The organism is Streptomyces saintjeani, assembly GCF_055409605.1.
This window is the reverse complement of sequence record NZ_CP189624.1, coordinates 3024048-3041349: the sequence shown is the minus strand read 5'-3', so window position 1 is coordinate 3041349 and position 17302 is coordinate 3024048. Positions and strand designations below refer to the sequence as shown.

Here is a 17302-nt window from a genome sequence, read left to right as displayed (position 1 = left end):
GCGCTTCCTGAGGAGGCGTCAGGAATGGGATGAACGGGTGGCGGGGAAGAGGTGGTGTTGCTGTCGTTTCAGCAGGTCAGTGGTGGTGCGGGGAGAGGCCGGGGAAAACCTTTCCGGGGAGGGGTGAACGGGTGACCGACACGCCGTCAGGTCGGTGCGGGCGTGGGGCGGCGGGGGATCGCCGGTTCAGTGCTGCGGCGCGCGGCGGGTGAGCCAGTCGCCGTTCTCGATGAGGGTTCCGGTGTCGCGGAGACGGGTGGAGATACGGGGGCCGGCGAGGTACACCCAGGCGCGTACGACTTCGGAGCTACGGCCGCGTACTACTTCCCGGGTAACTCTCAGGTAGGGGCTGTCCGGGTCGTCCGCCCGGTATTCCTCCAGGGCGTCCAGCTCGCCGAGGGTAGCCGGGTAGTACTCGGGGGCGACGGTGACGAGGTCGCCGTATAGGGGGCCGCCGGGTGCCTCCACGGCGTACGGGTACCCCGGGCCGTCGTACAGCACCGCGCCGGTCAGATGCGCGGGCTCCTCGGTGAGGGTGCGGCCGGACAGGAACAGGGCGTGGTTGGTCTCGCCGGGGCGCAGGGTGCCGTAGACGAAGAAGGGGAGGGGTGCGGGGGTCACGGAGGGATTGTCTCCCGGCTGCCCCTGTGGGTGCGCTATGGACATGACAAGTCGCGGCGCCTATAAATCGCAGTCGACGTCAGCGCCACCCCCACCACGCGCCCCCGAGGAGACCGATGAGCCCCTTCCGGCAGCACGTCCGAGGTTCCCGTCTCGCCGCGGCCGGCATAGCCGCCACCACGGCGACCCTGATGGCCGCGGTGCTGAGCCCCGTGGCCGACGCGGCCGACAGACCCACCCGCGCCCAGGCGATCGACAACGCGGCGAGCGCCGTGGCCGACCGGGCCGCGAGTCTCGGCATCAACTCCGCGCAGGGCACGAGCGTCCGTGACGTGGTCGTCGACAAGGACGGTACGCAGCACGTCCGTTACGACCGCACGTACCGGCAACTCCCGGTGCTGGGAGGCGACTTCGTGGTCCACCTCGCGCCCGACGGCGCGTACCGCGACGCCGACCGCGCGACCCGCAGCACCATCGCGCTGCCCACCATCACCCCGGCCGTGCCCGCGCCCGAGGCCGCCGACAAGGCGGTGAACGCGCTGCGCGCCGCGCACCTCGGCGCCGGGGTCCGGCAGGCCAAGGCCAAGCCGCAACTCGTCGTCGACGCCCTGCACGGCGCGCCGAAGCTCGCCTGGAAGACCGACGCGGTCGGGCTGGACGCGCAGGGCAACCCGGTCGCCCGGACCGTCGTGACCGACGCGCGGACCGGGGTCCAGATCGACGCCTGGGACGCGATCGAGACGGCCACCGGTGACGGGCAGTCCCTCTACGGGGGTACGGTCCCGCTGGAGACGACCCTCTCCGGTACGACATACCAGCTCAAGGATCCGAGCCGGGGCAACACGTACACCGGCGACGCGGAGAACAAGACCGACCTCTGCATCTTCGGCATCTGCATCGTCCGCGCGCCCGCGACGCTCTTCACCGACGCCGACAACCACTGGGGTACGGGTACTACGGCGTCCCGCGCGACCGCCGCCGTCGACGCCCAGTACGGCACCGACGTCACCTGGGACTACTACAAGAACGTCCACGGCCGCAACGGCATCGGCAACGACGGCAAGGGCTCCTACAACCGCGTCCACTACGGAAACGGTTACAACAACGCTTTCTGGGACGACAGTTGCTTCTGCATGACGTACGGCGACGGTGACGGCACGCAGCTCGGTCCGCTGGTCGCCCTCGACGTCGCGGGCCACGAGATGTCCCACGGCGTCACGTCCAAGACGGCGAACCTCACGTACTCGGGTGAGTCCGGCGGCCTCAACGAGGCGACCTCCGATATCTTCGGCACGCTCGTCGAGTTCCACGCCGCCAACTCCAATGACCTGGGCGACTACTTGATCGGCGAGAAGATCGTCCGCTCGGGCTTCGGCCGGGACGCCCTGCGCTACATGGACCGCCCGAGCCGTGACGCCAACTCGGCTGACTACTGGAGCAGTTCGGTCGGCAGCCTCGACGTCCACTACTCCTCCGGCGTCGCGAACCACTTCGCGTACCTGCTGGCGGAGGGCAGCGGCACGAAGACCATCAACGGGGTGACGTACAACTCGCCCACGTCCAACGGCTCCACCCTCACCGGGATCGGCCGGGCCAAGCTGGGCGCGATCTGGTACCGCGCGCTGACCGTCTACATGACGTCCTCGACGAACTACGCGGGCGCGCGGACGGCGACGCTGAACGCCGCGCGCGACCTGTACGGCAACGGCAGCGTCGAGTACAACGCGGTGGCGGCGACCTGGAGCGCGGTGAACGTCAACTAGCGGTTCCGTTGAAACGGCCGCCCTGGTAAGGGAGTTGACCAGGGCGGCCGTTCCGTCTGCGTACGCTCACGCCGTGTCCAGCTCGCACCACACGGTCTTGCCGACGATCAGCTCGCTGACTCCCCACCGGTCAGCGGTCTCCTCGACGATCATCAGTCCCCGGCCGAAGTTCTCGTCCGGGGTGGCGGCGCGCGGCGTCGGCAGCAACTCGCCTCGCGCGTCGGTGACTTCGATGCGGAGAGCCTTCTCCGTGAGGAAGAGTTCGACGCGGAAGAGGCGGCCACGGAGGGTGCCGTGGAAGAGTACCGGTAGGCCACTGGCGAGGTTTCCGCTGTGCAGTCCCTTTTCCAGTGGCCCCCGGCCCGAACCCGCCGTGCACCCTTTCGGTGCAGCGGGCTCTCCAGTGACTACTGCGTGCTGTTCACCCGGGTTACGTATGGATGCTTCCGTGACAAGGCGGGCAGACCACGAGGGTTCTGCGTCGTTTCTTGAGCATCAGTTGCGCCCATGCGGGCTGTTCTCCTGCGCTTCTTAGCTCTGCGAGGGAGCGAACTTGGTGTACTTGCACTTCAGTTCGGCTCTCGCAGAGTTCACACTGTCCGCGTTGTAGCCGGTCGATGAGTTGGCTGCCGCGCGGGCGGCTGCGTGGGGTGAACAAGGTGGACGGGAGGTCGTCGAGGACGGCCGTCCGTTTCCGGGTGAGGGGAATGCCACCGAACCGTGCGGTCAGTGGTTTCCTGCCCTCGCGTTCGATCCTGGCCTCGAAGCACCTGCGTGGTCCTTGGGGTGTCCTGATGGTTGTTTTGTAGCGGTTGGCCATCGTGGTCACCCTTGACCGGTGCCGGGCGGCCAGGGTCTTGAGCATGGAGGTCAGCATGACCCCCTTGAGCCGGTCGAGTCTCCAGACGTCGCCGGCCAGCAGGTAGTACTGAACGATGCCCCGGTACTGCGCTCCGTAGATGCCGATGATGTCGAAGGGTGTGCAACTCGTCAGCGGGAGCAGGTGCGTGGGTTTGCCACGGCGGAGGAACGGGGCGCATTTGGCCTTGATCACGTCTTTGGGCACACGGAGTTGTATCTTCCCGTTGATGGAGCGGAGGCCGCGATTGATGCGACCACCCCGGGAGACCTTTTCGTCTGCGTGCTGGACGGTGATCTCGTAGCCGAGGAAGCGGGCCGCCTGGGTGCGGCCGTGGGTGATCAGCGTCTTGTCCTGGTTGAGTTCCAGCTTGAGGTCGTCGCGCAGGAATGTGGCCAGGCGCTGTTTGATCGTCTCGGCTTCGGCCTTGGGTCCGATGAACCCGAGGAGGTGATCGTCCGCGTAGCGGATGTAGCGCAGCCGCCGGTAGCCCGGGTCGTGTGGATCTCCGGCCGGATGACGGCGTAACTCCTTTCGCCATTGGCGGACTTGGGCGGACTCGGTGTTCTCCTTCCTGTAGGCGAGCCGCTTCCGGGCAGCCCCGATCGCGTTCTCCAGCTCCTTGTAGGCCGGGTTCTTGCGGCGGGTTTTCCCTCGGGCGTATTCCGGGATGAGAACTGTCTCGACGAATGTGTCCAGCCGGTCCATGTAGATGTTGGACAGAAGCGGGGAAAGCACACCGCCTTGCGGGGATCCCGACAGCGTGGCGTGCCATCTCCAGTCTTCCAGGTATCCCGCCTTCAGCATCTGTCGGATGAGGCGGAGGAACCGGTTGTCGTGGATCTTCTCCGACAGGATGGCCAGCAGGACTTCATGGTCCAGCGAGCCGAAGCAGTCGGAGATGTCTCCTTCAATGAACCAGGTTGTCCCGGTCCAGTTGTATGTCACCTCGGACAGTGCCGTGTGACAGCCCCGGCCGGGGCGGAAACCGTGGGATCGGCCGGAGAAGCGCGGCTCGTAATACGCCTCTAACAGAAGGCGGATCACTTCGCCGACGAGTTTGTCCGACCAGGACGGCAGACCGAGCGGGCGCGTTTTTCCGTTTGATTTCGGAATGTGGACGCGCCTTACCGGGCGGAAGCGGTAACGCTCGTGGCGCATGGCTTCGATGATGTGCCCGATCTTGGCTCCGGACATGCCGTCCGCGGTTTCCCCGCAGGCTCCGGGTGTCATCGCGCCGTGGTTGGCGTAGATGCGCCCGTATGCCAGTAGATACAGGTTCGGGTTGAACAGTTGTCGATACAGTTCATCACACGGCAGGTTCTGCCTGCCGCGTTCACGCAGGACATCAAGCACCGTTTCGGCGTTCTGCATTACGCATACCTCCCAGCATCGTGATGTCCGATCACCTGGCCCCCTTCGCCCTGCGGACGGTTTTCCCGTCCTCCTTGGCAGGTCGTTATTCCTGCGACTACTACGGGGCCTCCGTCACCTTGGGGCTCGCGCCCTTTAGGTGATCCCATGTTCGTCTCTGTTGTACGTATCTAGCGCGACTTAGGCGCCCCACTCATCTCCTTGAATTCCCTCACTGGGAATCAGTCCGCGCCCCGAAGGGTGTGGTGGATACGCAATTACTCCACCACAGGACGCGGCATCGGTGTCAGGTAGGTTTCCGATGGATGCCAGCCCTTTCATCCCTTGGAGATTGGGGTTCAGGCAGTACAGCTTTCGCCGTATCGCGCGGGTCCCTCTACGCATCACTTCCATACCTGAACGTGATCGTTGATTTCCTGGCATGCTGCTGTCCCCTTCACCTTTCGGATCCAGGTAAGCCATCAGACCCAGGAACCTCCCTTCAGTTCCTCCCGGTTGAACCGGGGATACAACAGAGCGCCTCATGGCGCACCGGCGTTGCCTGCGAGCTCGGAGACCAAGAGGCCGGTGTTCTCGGCGAGTTGGGGGTGGCCCCAGTCGTTGACGAGGCGCTGGGCGCGGTGGCGGGCGAGGGTGACGTTCTTGGGGTACGGGGTGTATTCGACGAGGTCGTGATGCAGGGGTTCGGTGGGTGCGGTCATGCGGAGACCTCCACACTCGGAGTGCGTGACTGGTACGCCACGCAAGGTAGTTGGTCGAGCGTCGCCGCTTCAAGTGCATCCCGGTTGAATTCAACCGTTCGTGTTTGCCAGAGACGTTCCCGCCCGCCAGACTGGCGGCGCGCGTACGCTAAGGAGCAGGCAAGTGACTCAGGGTCAGGCTCGACAGGGCAACAGCACAACCAGCGTCCTGGGCCGCCGACTTGGCGGCGAACTCCTCAAACTCCGTACAGCTGCGGGGCTTACGCAGGGGGATGCCGGCCGAGTGCTCACGTCGTCTGGCGCCAAGGTGGCGAAGATGGAGGGCGGTTGGGTTCCGATCCGGGACCCGGACATCCGGGCGTTGTGTGAGCTGTACGGGGTGCGGGACCTCGGGGTCATCGGCGGGTTGCTGGAGTTGGCCAGGATCGATCGTGAACGCCGTAAGGCCAAGGGCTGGTGGGACGACTACAAGGTCCGGGGAGTCATGCAGGAGTACGTTGCGTTGGAAAACGTGGCGACGGTCATCAGGTCGTGGCAGACCGGATACATTCCCGGGCTGCTGCAAGCTCCCGAGTACGTGCGAGCGGTGAGGCAGGCGCCGGTGGCCATGCTGGAGAAGGGAGCGCAACCGGACGAGCAGTTCGCCGCGACTCGACTGGCTCGCCAGCGCCGCTTGGTCGAGGAACCTCCGCTGGTGCTGCGGGCGTTGGTCTACGAAGCCGTGCTCCGCAACATCCCTGGCGGGGCAGCGACAGCCACGGCCCAGTACGAAGAGCTACTCCGCGCATCGGAGTTGCCGAACGTCAGCTTCAGGATCTTCCCGTTCAGCGGTGGAACCCACCAGGGCCTCAACGGCCCGTTCAACATCATGTCGTTCGCCGAACCGGGTGCCATGGACGTTGTCTACATGGAGTCCGGCTACACCAAACGTTGGGTGGAAGGCGGGGAAGGCGCAGCCATCTACGATGCGTTGTTCGAGAAGATCGCCGAACACTCGCTCGACGAGCGGGAGTCGAAGGCGTTCGTCGAGAAACTGCGCAAGGAACTGTGAGCCCGTGTCCGTGTTTGAGTACCGCAAGTCCAGTTACAGCCACGAGGACGGTGAATGCGTCGAGGTAGCCACCAACCTCCCCACCCTCATCGCCGTACGCGACTCGAAATCCCCCACCGGCCCCAACCTCCGTCTCACCCCGCCGACTTGGACAGCCTTCGAAACGGCCGTCCGCGAAGGCACCCTCTGACGGACCCGGAGTCAGTCGAACCACACCACCAGCCGCACATGCTCACCCCCATGCACCCCGGCCAGCGTTCTCATCACGTCCCACACCGGCGCCCACCCCGTCCCCGCGCCAGCGGCTGCGCGTCGGCTCAACTTGCCGGACGCGTCCGTCTCTTCCCAGTCCACCGTCTCCAACTCGGCCCAGGTGATCCACGTTTCCCCGTACGCATGGGCGTGAAACTGATCCCGAACGCTCTCCGAAGCATCCACCGGCAGCCCCCGCCCCTCGGTCAACGGCCGGAAACCATAGGAGTTGCGGACACCGAAGAGGCAGGCCAACGCGTTATACGCGTTACCGGAGTTGAGGAGGAAGAGGTCGATCGTGGGGTGCCACACCGCGTCCTCGTCGTCGGCGCCCCAGATCCGCGCCAGCGGCCTGCACTCGATCACGCCGTTCACTTCGGTGGACATGACCGCAGTCTGTCGCACGGTAATACGTGAAAGGCCGGCACCCCCAAGAGGGCACCGGCCTTTCCGTGAGCGCGGGGATCAGGCCACCAACTCCGGCTCCTCCACCGGCATTTCGGCCACCCCCCGCTCACCGTCCCGCATCACCAGCACCGCCACCACCGCAGCCACCAGCACCCCCACCGCGCTCACCATGAACGTGGTCCCCATCGAGTCGGTGAACGCCGAGCGCGCAGCGGTCAGCACCCCCGGCTCGGTGGCGCCCGCGATCGACTGCCGGGCCGCCTCGGGGGCGCCCTGCGGCATCCGCTCCGTGTACCCGCTGGTCAGCAGCGAGCCGAGGATCGCGATCCCCAGCGCCGTACCCGCCTGCTGGATCGTGTCGTTGAGCGCGGAGCCGACGCCCGCCTTGTCGGCCGGGATGGTCCCCATCAGCGCGGTGACGGCGGCCGGCATCGCGAGCCCGGCGCCGAGGCCGAGAAGTCCGAGGGCCACGGCGGGAGTTGCGAACCCGCTGTCCGCACCGACCGTCGTCATCAGCGCGAAGCACGCCACCATCACCAGCATCCCGGCGAAGATCACGCCCCGGTTCCCGAACCGCGCCGACAGCTTCACGCCCACCCCGTTGCCGACCAGCGCGGCGACCGCCAGCGGCAGGAACGCGAGCCCCGCCTCGACCGGCGAGTAGTCGAGCACGAACTGGAGGTACTGGGTCAGCACCAGCAGCAGACCGCCGTTGCCGATCTGGACGAGCGCCAGCGAGAGCGAACCCCCGCTGAAATTACGGTACTTGAAGAGGACCAGCGGCACCATCGGTGACGCGGTGACGTTCTCCCACACCACGAACCCGGCGAGCGCCAACACCGAGACCACCAGGGTGAGCGCCGAACGGCCTTCAAAAGCACCGTGCTTGGGGATCTCGATGATCCACCACACGAGGGCGGTCATCCCAACCGCCGACAGCACGGCGCCGATCGGGTCCGCCTTCTGCCAAGGTGCCCTGGACTCCGGCATCAACGTCACCCCGGCGACCAACGCCAGTGCCACGACAGGGACGTTGAGGAAGAAGATCGAGTGCCACGAGAAGTGGTCGATCAGGACGCCGCCGAGCACCGGGCTGCCGACCAGGCCCAGCATCGACACCGAACCCCACGCGGCCATCGCCTTCGGCCGCTCCTCCTCGTCGAAGACGGTGATCAGGATCGACAGCGTCGACGGCATGATCAGCGCCCCGCCGACCCCCATCGCGACCCGAACGGCGATGACCTCGGCGGGAGTTGAGCAGAACGCCGCCGCCAGCGAGGCCGCCCCGAAGAGGACGAGGCCGATCAGCATCACCCGCCGCCGGCCGAACCGGTCGCCGAGGCTGCCGGAGGTCAGGAGCAGGCCCGCGAAGACGAGGATGTAGGAGTCGAGAATCCACTGCGTGTCCTGCGCGCTCGCGCCGATGTCCGAGGTCATCGACGGGACCGCCACGGTCAGCGCCATGCTGTCGATCGTCAGTACGACCGTGCTCAGACAGAGCACGACCAGAATCCACCAGCGCCGCCCGCTCCTGCCGTGTTCGTCCATCGGATTCCCTCCCTTGCGAACATCGTGCGCCTGATGCGTACGGTGTTCTCGCTGCCGTTGCGCACACTGTACGCCGTGCGGAACGGTGTGCGCAAGGCTGGAGTGGCCGTCAGCCGTCGGGATGCTGTCGCCGCTGCTCACGACGCGGCGCGACGCGGCGCGGCGGGTTACGACACCGCTGCCGACACGCTGTTCACGGTGGCCGTCTCGCCGCTCCGGGAACCCCACCGGACTCGCCGGCCGCCAGGCGGGCACCAGGCCGACGCCGGCGGCGTCCCCCGCCGGTCGGTCCGCCTCCCCGGCTTCAAGGACTCTGTCGCTCCCGGCCCTCGGCCCCGCCGCCCCCCGGCGCACATGCCCCCACCCCAGTCGCCGCCACCCCCGGCGCGAGTTGCTGATGCGACGGCGTCAGCCACAAGTGACTCATTCCGTACCGCTACTTGGCCGGTCCCAGACGCTTGAGCGTTGAAGGAGCACCGCTACAGTCGTCCGACACGGGTGTCCCCGCACGGCCCCGCCGACGGGCGCCCGCCCCGCGCGGCCACGCCCCTTTCCGCGCAGCGAATCCGCACCATCCCGCACGGCCTCCGCACCACCACCCGCACGGCGTTCGAACTCCCGGGCAGGCCGCAGCACTTGGCGGCCATGTCGTCGACACTCGAAGCAGCCAGGAGGTCCCTCGACCATGCCTCTGCGCCATCTCACCCCCCACGATCAGCGGCTCTTCCTGCTCCACGGCACCGGCCCCACCGCCTTCGTGCCGGACCCGCTGATTCACAGGTCCGTGGCTCGACACGCGGCCACCACCCCGCACGCGATCGCCGCCGAACACCGCGACCAGACTCTCACCTACGCCCAACTCGACGCGCGTGCCGAGGCGTTGGCCGCACACCTGTACGCGGAGGGCATCCGCCCCGGCGACCACGTCGGCCTCTTCGTGCGCCGCTCCCTGCCGATGCTCGTCGGCCTGCTGGGCATCCTCAAGGCGGGCGCCGCATATGTCCCCCAGGACATCGGCCTCGCACCATCCGCCCAACTCGCCCACGTCATCAGCACCGCCCGCACCCGCGTCGTCCTCACCCTCGCCGAACACGCGCACCGCGTCCCGCTCCCGCCGGACAAGGGGTACCAACTCATCGACCTGGACGAGCCGTTGCCACCCGCGAGACTCCAACTCCCGCCGCCGCTACCGGACGACGGCTGCTACGTCCTGTTCACCTCCGGCACCACCGGCCGCCCCAACGGCGTGCAGGTCACCCACCGCAACGTCGCCAACATCCTGCTCACCGAACCCGGTTCGCTCGGCATCGGCCCCGGCGACCGCGTCGCCCAACTCCTCAACATCGCCTTCGACATGGCGGCCTGGGAGATCCTCGGCTGCCTCGCGCACGGCGCCACCCTCGTCATCCGCGACCGCGACATCGCGGCCACCGCCCGCACCGCGACCGTCCTGATCGCCACCCCGACGGTCCTGTCCGGCATCGACCCGGCCGCCTGCCCCCGGGTGCGCGCGGTCGCGGTCGCCGGGGAACCCTGCCCCCGCCCGCTCGCCGACGCATGGGCGCGCCGGGCCGCGTTCTTCAACTGCTGCGGCCCGACCGAGACGACGATCGTCAACACCATGTCCCGGCACGACCCGAGGAACCCCCTCCTCACGATCGGCCGCCCCACCCCCAACAACACCGTGTACGTCCTGGACGCCGACCGCCGCGCGCTCCCGATCGGCGAGGTCGGCGAGATGTGGGCCGGCGGCGACTGCGTCTCGGCGGGCTACCTCACCGACGACCCCAACGACCGTCTGAACAGAGAGCGTTACGCCCCGGACCCGTTCCTCGGCGGCGGCCGGCGCATGTTCCGCACCCGCGACCTCGGCCGCTGGACTCCGGACGGCCGCCTCGAACACCTCGGCCGCACCGACGACCAGGTGAAGGTACGCGGCTTCCGCGTCGAACTCGACTCCGTCTCCTCGGTGTTGGAGCAGGTGCCGGGTGTCGTCCGCGCGGTCACCCTCAAGCGCGACGACCGCACGCTCGTCTCCTTCGTCTGCCCGGCGGACGTCGACCCCGACGCGGCCCGCCGCGCGGTCGCCGACGCCCTGCCGTACTACTGCGTGCCGGATAATGTCATGCCCCTGACATCATTGCCGGAGACCGACCGGGGCAAGATCGACAAACCGGCGCTCCTCCAACTCGCCCCGGACCGACCGGCGGTGGCCCGATGACGACGGAACTGAGCCGTACCGGCACCCCGCTCCCACCCCTCACCTCCCTGCCGCGCCGCCTCCTCAAGCACCCCCGGCTGATGCACTACAACCGGCTCGCGGCAACGGTGTTCGCGGTGAACGCGGTCTGCCTGTACGCGAGTTGGCCGGTCACCGAGCAGGGCATGGCCCACGCCGTCCTCGCGAACCTCACGCTGGCGATCCTGATCCGCCAGCAGTACGTCATCAACTTCCTCTTCCGGGTGGCGACTTCGGCCCCGGTCAGTTGGCCGCTGCGGGTCCGCTGGACGCTGGGCAAGGTCTACCACTTCGGCGGACTGCACATCGGAGGCGCGCTCGCGGGGACGGCGTGGTTCGCCGCGCTCACCCTCACGACCACCGACAGGGCTGTCCTGGCGGTCAGTTGGGCGCTGCTCGTCCTGCTGCTGGTCATCGTCGCGACCGCGCTGCCGCCCTTCCGGTCCCGGCACCACGACCACTTCGAGAAGATCCACCGCTTCGGCGGCTGGGGCGCCCTCGCCCTCTTCTGGGCGCACACGATCCTGACGGCGGCCGGGCCCGTCGAACCGGCGGTGCTCGCGGTCGTCACGTTCAGCGTCGCGCTGCCCTGGCTGCGGCTGCGCAAGGTCGGCGTACGGGTCGAACGGCCGTCCCCGCACGTGGTGTTGGCCCGCTTCGACTACGGCGAGACCCCGTTCGCCGGGTCCTCCACGGCCGTCAGCCGCAGCCCGCTCAAGGAGTGGCACTCCTTCGCGAACGTCCCCTCGCCGGGCAGTCCGGGCTTCCGGCTGACCATCTCGCGGGCGGGTGACTGGACGGGGAAGTTCATCGACGACCTCCCGACGAAGGTGTGGGTCAAGGGAATCACGACCGCCGGGGTCGCCAACATCGAAGTCCTCTTCAGCAAGGTGGTGTACGTCGCCACCGGCAGCGGCATCGGCCCCTGCCTGCCGCACCTCCTCGCAGCCGAGGTCCCCTCCCGCCTCGTCTGGGCCACCCGCGACCCCCGCGTCACCTACGGCGACGCCCTCGTGGACGAGATCCTCGCCGTCCAGCCCGACGCGGTCGTCTGGGACACCTCCCGCCACGGCAAACCCGACATGGTCGCCCTCGCGCACGCCGCCTACCGCGACTTCGGGGCCGAGGCGGTCATCTGCATCTCCAACAAGAAGCTCACCTGGCAGGTCGTCCACGGCCTCGAACGGCGCGGAATACCGGCGTACGGCGCGATCTGGGACTCGTAGAAATCCAACAGAAACCCCAACAGAAACCCCGACAGAAATTCCACAGAAAGGGGTTACCGCAATGCATCACCTCAAGACCGAGCGGTACGACGGTGTCGTGCTCGTCCGCCTGCACCGGCCGCAGGTCCTCAACGCGCTCGGCTCCGAGCTGCTCGCCGAACTCCTCGACACCGTCCGGCCGTTGGAGTCCGACGACGAGGTCGGCTGCGTCGTCCTCACCGGCTCCGAGCGGGCGTTCGCGGCCGGCGCCGACATCAGGGAGATGGCCGGGAAGAGCGCCGCCGACATGGTGGCGGAGGACTACTTCGGGGCGTGGGAGGAGTTCGCCGACCTCCGCGTCCCGAAGATCGCCGCCGTCAACGGCGTCGCGTACGGCGGGGGTTGCGAACTCGCGATGATGTGCGACCTCGTGATCGCGGGGGAGTCGGCGCGGTTCGGCCAGCCGGAGATCAGGCTCGGCGTGATCCCCGGCATCGGCGGCACCCAACGCCTCACCCGCCTCGTCGGCCGTGCCAAGGCGATGGACCTGGTCCTCACCGGCCGCACGATGGACGCGCGCGAGGCGGAGAGCGCCGGGCTGGTGTCCCGGGTGGTTCCCGACGAACGGGCGCTCCCGGAGGCCCTGGAGGCGGCGGCCACCATCGCCTCGTACGGCCGTCTCGCCGTCCGGACGGCCCGCGACTGCGTCGACCGGGCGCTGGAGACCGGCCTCAGGGACGGCATCCGCTACGAACGCCGGGCGTTCCACGGCCTGTTCGCGACCGGCGACCAGACGGAGGGGATGACGGCGTTCCTGGAGAAACGCCCGCCACGGTTCAGGGGGCGCTAGCGAGCGCCTGCCCGACCCCCGGTTCCCGTGGTCCCAGGAACCGGGGGTCCGGCGTGAACACCGCGTCCAGCGCCGCCTTGCCCGCCGCGAACACCTCGCGGGCGCCGCCGTACAGCCACGTCGCGTCGTGCTTCTCGGCCACGCCGACGCCGTACGAGTCGATCCCCGCGGCCTCGCAGAGCGCGACGGCGCGGCGTATGTGGAAGCTCTGGCTGATCAGCACCGCGCGGTGGACGCCGAAGATCTTCTTGGCGCGCACGCACGAGTCCCACGTGTCGAAGCCCGCGTAGTCGCTCACCACGTGGTCGTCCGGGACGCCGTGGCGCGTCAGGTACGTGCGCATCGCGTCCGGCTCGTCGTAGTCCTCACGGCTGTTGTCGCCGGTCACCAGGACGACCTTGACGCGGCCCTCGCGGTAGAGGTCCGCCGCCGCGTTCAGCCTGCCGCGCAGGTACGGGGACGGCTCGCCGTTCCACAGCCCCGCGCCGAAGACGACGGCGACGTCCGTGCGCGGTGCGTCCGCCGTCGTCCCGTACCGGCCGGACGTCGAGACGAACAGCCACGTCGACGGCAGCAGCGCGAGCACGCACACCGCCATCACGGCCTGCACGAGCCGCCGCTGACCGGCACGCGTACGCGGCAGGCGCGGCCTGCGCAGCGACGGCCTCCGCATGGACACCCCTCCCCGGACCCTCCCCGGCCCACCCCTGACGACGTTCACCAGGCAAGACGCACCCGGCACGGATTAGGTTCACTCACGCGCCCCATTCGGCACCCACCACGGACCGGCCCTCACGAGCACGCCCTCACACCACCCCCACCCCCACCGTGAACCCCCGGAAAACACCCGTGACGGTCACGCAACCACCCCGCAACGCCCCCGCGCGAGGATCGACCCATGTCCAGTCAGCTCAGCCGCCTCGCCCGGCGGCGCCCCGCCCAGCCCGCGCTCGTGGTCGTCGCCCACGGCAGCCGCGACCCGCGCGCGTTGCGCACGGTCGGCGCCCTCCTGGACCGCGTCCGCGCGCAGCGCCCCGGTCTGGACGTCCACCTGGGCCACATCGAGCTGAACGAGCCGCTGCTCACGGACACGCTCGCGCGCGTGGGCACGCAGGACGTCGTCCTGGTCCCCCTCCTGCTGGGCCGGGGCTACCACATCAAGCGCGACATCCCGGAGATGGCGGCGCAGACGCACCCGCACGCACGCGTAGGGGGAGCGCTGGGCCCGCACCCCCTCCTGATCGACACGCTGGTGTCCCGCCTGGAAGAGGCCGGCTGGCCCTCCCGGCCGGATGCCGGGCACGGCGGGACCGCGATCGTCCTCGCGGCGGCCGGCTCCCGGGACCCCGACAACGCGGCGGACACCAACCGCACGGCCCACCTCCTCTCGGCCCGCCTGGGCGTCCCGGTGCTCCCGGCGTACGCCTCGACGGCCGAACCGGCCGTCCCGAAGGCACTGGCCGACCTCCGCGCGCGCGGCTGCACGCGCGTGGCGGTCGCCTCGTACTTCACGGCCCCCGGCCGCTTCGCGACGGAGTGCGCGCAGGCGGCCCCGTGGATCGTCTCGGCCCCCCTGGGCGCGCACGAGGCGATGGCCCGCCTGGTACTGACCCGCTACGACGAGGCGGCGACGACGGCAGGAACCAGCAAGGCGGCATGATCCACCCCGCTCCCGCACTTCCCCGCGCCCCGCCCCGAGGCGCACAGCCGAATTGTCAGCGCCTGCCCTTACTGTCGAAGCATGGAAGGCACCGACCCGCACGCCAACTCGGACACAGACTCGAACACCGACCCCGTCCCCGCCACCCCCGCCTACCCCCCCTCCGCCGCCGACCGCTGGGCCCCCGAACCGGACAAACGCCCCGGCCGCACCGCCTTCCAGCGCGACCGTGCCCGCCTCCTGCACTCCTCCGCCCTGCGCAGGCTCGCGGGGAAGACCCAGGTCGTCACACCGGGCACACAGGGCCCCGTGTGGGACGCCAGCCCCCGTACCCGCCTCACGCACTCCCTGGAGTGCGCCCAGGTCGGCAGGGAACTCGGCGCGGCCCTCGGCTGTGACCCCGACCTCGTCGAGGCGGCCTGCCTGGCGCACGACCTGGGCCACCCGCCCTTCGGCCACAACGGCGAACAAGCGCTGAACGACTTCGCGAAGGACTGCGGCGGCTTCGAGGGCAACGCCCAGTCCCTGCGCCTGCTGACCCGCATCGAACCGAAGCGCTTCACCCCGGAGGGCTCGGTCGGCCTGAACCTCACGCGCGCGACGCTGGACGCGGCGACGAAGTACCCCTGGCCGCGAGGCGAACACCCCACGGACCCGACCTCCCCCAAGTTCGGCGTGTACGACGACGACCGCCCGGTCTTCGACTGGATCCGCAAGGAGTCACCCGGCACGCGCGCGTGCTTCGAGGCCCAGGTCATGGACTGGTCGGACGACGTGGCCTACTCGGTGCACGACGTGGAGGACGGCCTGCACGCGGGCCACATCGCCCCGGCCGCCCTGTCCGCGCGAGCGGAACGCGAGGAGATCTTCCGCGTGGCGGTGGGCCGTTACGTCCCCGGGGACACGGAACCGGCCGAACTCGCCGCAGCCCTGGACCGCCTCCTCGCGCAGGAGTGGTGGCCGCACGGCTACGACGGCACGGCGGTCGCCCAGGCCCGCCTGAAGGACGCGACGAGCCAGCTGATCGGCCGCTTCTGCCTGGCAGCCGAGGGCGCCACCCGCGCGCGCTACGGCACCGGCCGCCTCACGCGCTACGCCGCCGAACTCGTCGTCCCGCACGAGACCCGCCTGGAGTGCGCCGTCCTCAAGGCGGTCGCCGACCGGTACGTCATGCAGCGCGCCGAGCAGGAGCGCCTGCGCGCCGACCAGCGGATCGTCATCACGGAACTCGCCGAGGCCCTCACCGCGCGGGCGCCGTACGGACTGGACCCCCAGTTCCACGCGCTGTACGTCAAGGCGGCGGACGACCACGCCCGCGAACGGGTGATCGTGGACCAGATCGCCTCCCTCACCGACGCGTCCGCGAGAGCCCTGCACACACGGCTGACGGGCCGCCCCTGAGATCGCCCCGACGGGGCACTACCCCTTCCCCCCGAACGTTGCGTGCGGGACGCTCGCATGTGGCGACACCCTTACGAGGAGGCATCAAGTGGTCGACGCGGATCAGACATTCGTCATCGTCGGAGGTGGCCTGGCCGGTGCCAAGGCGGCCGAGACGCTCCGTGCGGAGGGCTTCACCGGGCGCGTGATACTGATCGGCGACGAGCGTGACCACCCCTACGAGCGCCCCCCGCTCTCTAAGGGCTACCTCCTCGGTAAAGAGGAGCGCGACAGCGTCTTCGTGCACGAACCGGCCTGGTACGCGCAGAACGACATCGAGCTGCACCTCGGCCAGACGGTCACCGCGATCGACCGCGCCGCGAAGACCGTCCGCCTCGGCGACGGCACCCTGATCGCGTACGACAAGCTCCTCCTCGCGACCGGCGCCGAGCCGCGCCGCCTGGACGTCCCCGGCACCGGCCTCGCCGGCGTCCACCACCTGCGCCGCCTCGCGCACGCCGAGCGCCTCAGGCACGTCCTCAAGGCCCTCGGCCGCGACAACGGCCACCTGGTGGTCGCGGGCGCCGGCTGGATCGGCCTGGAGGTCGCCGCGGCGGCGCGCACGTACGGCGCCGAGGTCACCGTCGTCGAACCCGAACCGACGCCCCTGCACGGCGTCCTGGGCCCCGAACTGGGCCAGCTCTTCGCCGACCTGCACGCCGAGCACGGCGTCCGCTTCCACTTCGGCGCCCGCCTCACCGAGATCACCGGCCAGGACGGCATGGTCCTCGCGGTGCGCACGGACGACGGCGAGGAGCACCCGGCGCACGACGTGCTCGCGGCGATCGGCGCGGCCCCGCGCACGGGCCTCGCCGAGGCGGCCGGACTCACGCTCGCCGACCGCGCGCACGGCGGCGGCATCGAGGTCGACGCGAGCCTGCGCACCTCCGACCCGGACATCTACGCCGCCGGCGACGTCGCCGCGTTCCCGTTCGCCGACGCGCGCCTGCGCGTGGAGCACTGGGCCAACGCCCTCAACGGCGGACCGGCCGCCGCGCGCGCGATGCTCGGCAAGGACGTCACGTACGACCGGGTGCCGTACTTCTTCTCCGACCAGTACGACCTGGGGATGGAGTACAGCGGGTGGGCGCCGCCCGGCTCGTACGACCAGGTCGTCATCCGCGGGGACGCGGGGAAGCGGGAGTTCATCGCGTTCTGGCTGAGCGAGGGCAGGGTCCTGGCCGGGATGAACGTGAACGTGTGGGATGTCACAGAGCACATCCAGCGGCTGATCCAGAGCGGCGCCCCGCTCGACCCGGACGCCCTCGCGAACCCGGGCACCCCCCTGGAGTCCCTGGTCGCCTGAGCCCGGACGGGGGCCGCCTCGGCAC

General features: G+C 69.4%; 16 protein-coding genes. 9 read left to right on the top strand and 7 right to left on the bottom strand.

The window, feature by feature from the left end; translation table 11 throughout:
• Positions 1-186: 186 nt before the first annotated feature.
• Positions 187-666 carry a gamma-glutamylcyclotransferase family protein gene (locus ACQCO7_RS13560; protein WP_464072069.1) on the bottom strand — a complete coding sequence of 160 codons (480 nt, stop codon included), beginning with the start codon at positions 664-666 and terminating at the stop codon, positions 187-189.
• Between the two features lie 71 nt (positions 667-737).
• Here ACQCO7_RS13560 and ACQCO7_RS13555 point away from each other — a divergent pair, with 71 nt between their 5' ends.
• Positions 738-2384 carry a M4 family metallopeptidase gene (locus ACQCO7_RS13555; protein ID WP_464072068.1) on the top strand — a complete coding sequence of 549 codons (1647 nt, stop codon included), beginning with the start codon at positions 738-740 and terminating at the stop codon, positions 2382-2384.
• A gap of 66 nt (positions 2385-2450) precedes the next feature.
• Here the strand turns inward: ACQCO7_RS13555 and ACQCO7_RS13550 are convergent, their stop codons facing one another.
• The 3 genes from ACQCO7_RS13550 to ACQCO7_RS13540 all read right to left on the bottom strand — a co-directional run bounded on the left by ACQCO7_RS13550 (position 2451) and on the right by ACQCO7_RS13540 (position 5318).
• Positions 2451-2591 (bottom strand): ATP-binding protein, encoded by a 141-nt coding sequence (locus ACQCO7_RS13550; protein ID WP_464072067.1) that lies wholly within the window; start codon positions 2589-2591, stop codon positions 2451-2453.
• A 223-nt stretch (positions 2592-2814) separates the two neighbouring features.
• Complete coding sequence (locus ACQCO7_RS13545; protein WP_464071883.1) at positions 2815-4617, bottom strand: reverse transcriptase domain-containing protein; 1803 nt, start codon at positions 4615-4617, stop codon at positions 2815-2817.
• A 521-nt stretch (positions 4618-5138) separates the two neighbouring features.
• Positions 5139-5318 (bottom strand): hypothetical protein, encoded by a 180-nt coding sequence (locus ACQCO7_RS13540; protein ID WP_464072066.1) that lies wholly within the window; start codon positions 5316-5318, stop codon positions 5139-5141.
• A 163-nt stretch (positions 5319-5481) separates the two neighbouring features.
• Here ACQCO7_RS13540 and ACQCO7_RS13535 point away from each other — a divergent pair, with 163 nt between their 5' ends.
• On the top strand, positions 5482-6369 hold the full coding sequence (locus ACQCO7_RS13535; protein ID WP_464072065.1) for a helix-turn-helix domain-containing protein: 888 nt from the start codon (positions 5482-5484) through the stop codon (positions 6367-6369).
• Between the two features lie 4 nt (positions 6370-6373).
• Positions 6374-6559: a DUF397 domain-containing protein gene (locus tag ACQCO7_RS13530; protein ID WP_464072064.1), complete on the top strand. Its 186-nt coding sequence runs from the start codon at positions 6374-6376 to the stop codon at positions 6557-6559.
• A gap of 11 nt (positions 6560-6570) precedes the next feature.
• On the opposite strand, the gene ACQCO7_RS13525 is transcribed toward ACQCO7_RS13530, so the two are convergent.
• Positions 6571-7008 carry a hypothetical protein gene (locus ACQCO7_RS13525; protein WP_464072063.1) on the bottom strand — a complete coding sequence of 146 codons (438 nt, stop codon included), beginning with the start codon at positions 7006-7008 and terminating at the stop codon, positions 6571-6573.
• 78 nt (positions 7009-7086) lie between these two features.
• Complete coding sequence (locus ACQCO7_RS13520) at positions 7087-8577, bottom strand: MFS transporter (RefSeq protein WP_464072062.1); 1491 nt, start codon at positions 8575-8577, stop codon at positions 7087-7089.
• Positions 8578-9262: 685 nt separating this feature from the next.
• Here ACQCO7_RS13520 and ACQCO7_RS13515 point away from each other — a divergent pair.
• The 3 genes from ACQCO7_RS13515 (at position 9263) to ACQCO7_RS13505 (ending at position 12871) form a co-directional block, all read left to right on the top strand.
• Positions 9263-10798, top strand: a complete 1536-nt coding sequence (locus tag ACQCO7_RS13515) for an amino acid adenylation domain-containing protein (protein ID WP_464072061.1) — start codon at positions 9263-9265, stop codon at positions 10796-10798.
• The gene (locus ACQCO7_RS13510; RefSeq protein ID WP_464072060.1) at positions 10795-12042 is read left to right on the top strand and encodes a ferredoxin reductase domain-containing protein; all 1248 of its coding nucleotides are present in this window, start codon (positions 10795-10797) and stop codon (positions 12040-12042) included. Before ACQCO7_RS13515 ends, ACQCO7_RS13510 begins: the two co-directional genes overlap by 4 nt.
• Before the next feature lie 61 nt (positions 12043-12103).
• Positions 12104-12871: an enoyl-CoA hydratase-related protein gene (locus ACQCO7_RS13505; protein ID WP_464072059.1), complete on the top strand. Its 768-nt coding sequence runs from the start codon at positions 12104-12106 to the stop codon at positions 12869-12871.
• Here ACQCO7_RS13505 and ACQCO7_RS13500 read toward each other — a convergent pair.
• Entirely contained in the window at positions 12858-13544 is a 687-nt protein-coding gene (locus ACQCO7_RS13500) for a SanA/YdcF family protein (protein WP_464072058.1), read from the bottom strand. The genes ACQCO7_RS13505 and ACQCO7_RS13500 overlap by 14 nt on opposite strands.
• Before the next feature lie 225 nt (positions 13545-13769).
• On the opposite strand from ACQCO7_RS13500, the gene ACQCO7_RS13495 reads away from it, so the two are divergent.
• The 3 genes from ACQCO7_RS13495 (at position 13770) to ACQCO7_RS13485 (ending at position 17277) form a co-directional block, all read left to right on the top strand.
• Positions 13770-14531, top strand: coding sequence for a sirohydrochlorin chelatase (locus ACQCO7_RS13495; protein ID WP_464072057.1), 762 nt, complete (start codon positions 13770-13772; stop codon positions 14529-14531).
• Positions 14532-14612: 81 nt separating this feature from the next.
• Positions 14613-15932: a deoxyguanosinetriphosphate triphosphohydrolase gene (locus ACQCO7_RS13490; RefSeq protein ID WP_464072056.1), complete on the top strand. Its 1320-nt coding sequence runs from the start codon at positions 14613-14615 to the stop codon at positions 15930-15932.
• An 88-nt stretch (positions 15933-16020) separates the two neighbouring features.
• Positions 16021-17277 carry an NAD(P)/FAD-dependent oxidoreductase gene (locus tag ACQCO7_RS13485; RefSeq protein ID WP_464072055.1) on the top strand — a complete coding sequence of 419 codons (1257 nt, stop codon included), beginning with the start codon at positions 16021-16023 and terminating at the stop codon, positions 17275-17277.
• The last annotated feature ends 25 nt before the right edge of the window (positions 17278-17302 follow it).

What these genes read in the sequence shown, in the direction of transcription:
- ACQCO7_RS13560 (WP_464072069.1), bottom strand. Translation starts at nt 666, where the DNA reads ATGTCCATAGCGCACCCACAGGGGCAGCCGGGAGACAATCCCTCCGTG.
- ACQCO7_RS13555 (WP_464072068.1), top strand. Translation starts at nt 738, where the DNA reads ATGAGCCCCTTCCGGCAGCACGTCCGAGGTTCCCGTCTCGCCGCGGCC.
- ACQCO7_RS13545 (WP_464071883.1), bottom strand. Translation starts at nt 4,617, where the DNA reads ATGCAGAACGCCGAAACGGTGCTTGATGTCCTGCGTGAACGCGGCAGG.
- ACQCO7_RS13540 (WP_464072066.1), bottom strand. Translation starts at nt 5,318, where the DNA reads ATGACCGCACCCACCGAACCCCTGCATCACGACCTCGTCGAATACACC.
- ACQCO7_RS13525 (WP_464072063.1), bottom strand. Translation starts at nt 7,008, where the DNA reads ATGTCCACCGAAGTGAACGGCGTGATCGAGTGCAGGCCGCTGGCGCGG.
- ACQCO7_RS13520 (WP_464072062.1), bottom strand. Translation starts at nt 8,577, where the DNA reads ATGGACGAACACGGCAGGAGCGGGCGGCGCTGGTGGATTCTGGTCGTG.
- ACQCO7_RS13515 (WP_464072061.1), top strand. Translation starts at nt 9,263, where the DNA reads ATGCCTCTGCGCCATCTCACCCCCCACGATCAGCGGCTCTTCCTGCTC.
- ACQCO7_RS13510 (WP_464072060.1), top strand. Translation starts at nt 10,795, where the DNA reads ATGACGACGGAACTGAGCCGTACCGGCACCCCGCTCCCACCCCTCACC.
- ACQCO7_RS13505 (WP_464072059.1), top strand. Translation starts at nt 12,104, where the DNA reads ATGCATCACCTCAAGACCGAGCGGTACGACGGTGTCGTGCTCGTCCGC.
- ACQCO7_RS13500 (WP_464072058.1), bottom strand. Translation starts at nt 13,544, where the DNA reads ATGCGGAGGCCGTCGCTGCGCAGGCCGCGCCTGCCGCGTACGCGTGCC.
- ACQCO7_RS13495 (WP_464072057.1), top strand. Translation starts at nt 13,770, where the DNA reads ATGTCCAGTCAGCTCAGCCGCCTCGCCCGGCGGCGCCCCGCCCAGCCC.
- ACQCO7_RS13490 (WP_464072056.1), top strand. Translation starts at nt 14,613, where the DNA reads ATGGAAGGCACCGACCCGCACGCCAACTCGGACACAGACTCGAACACC.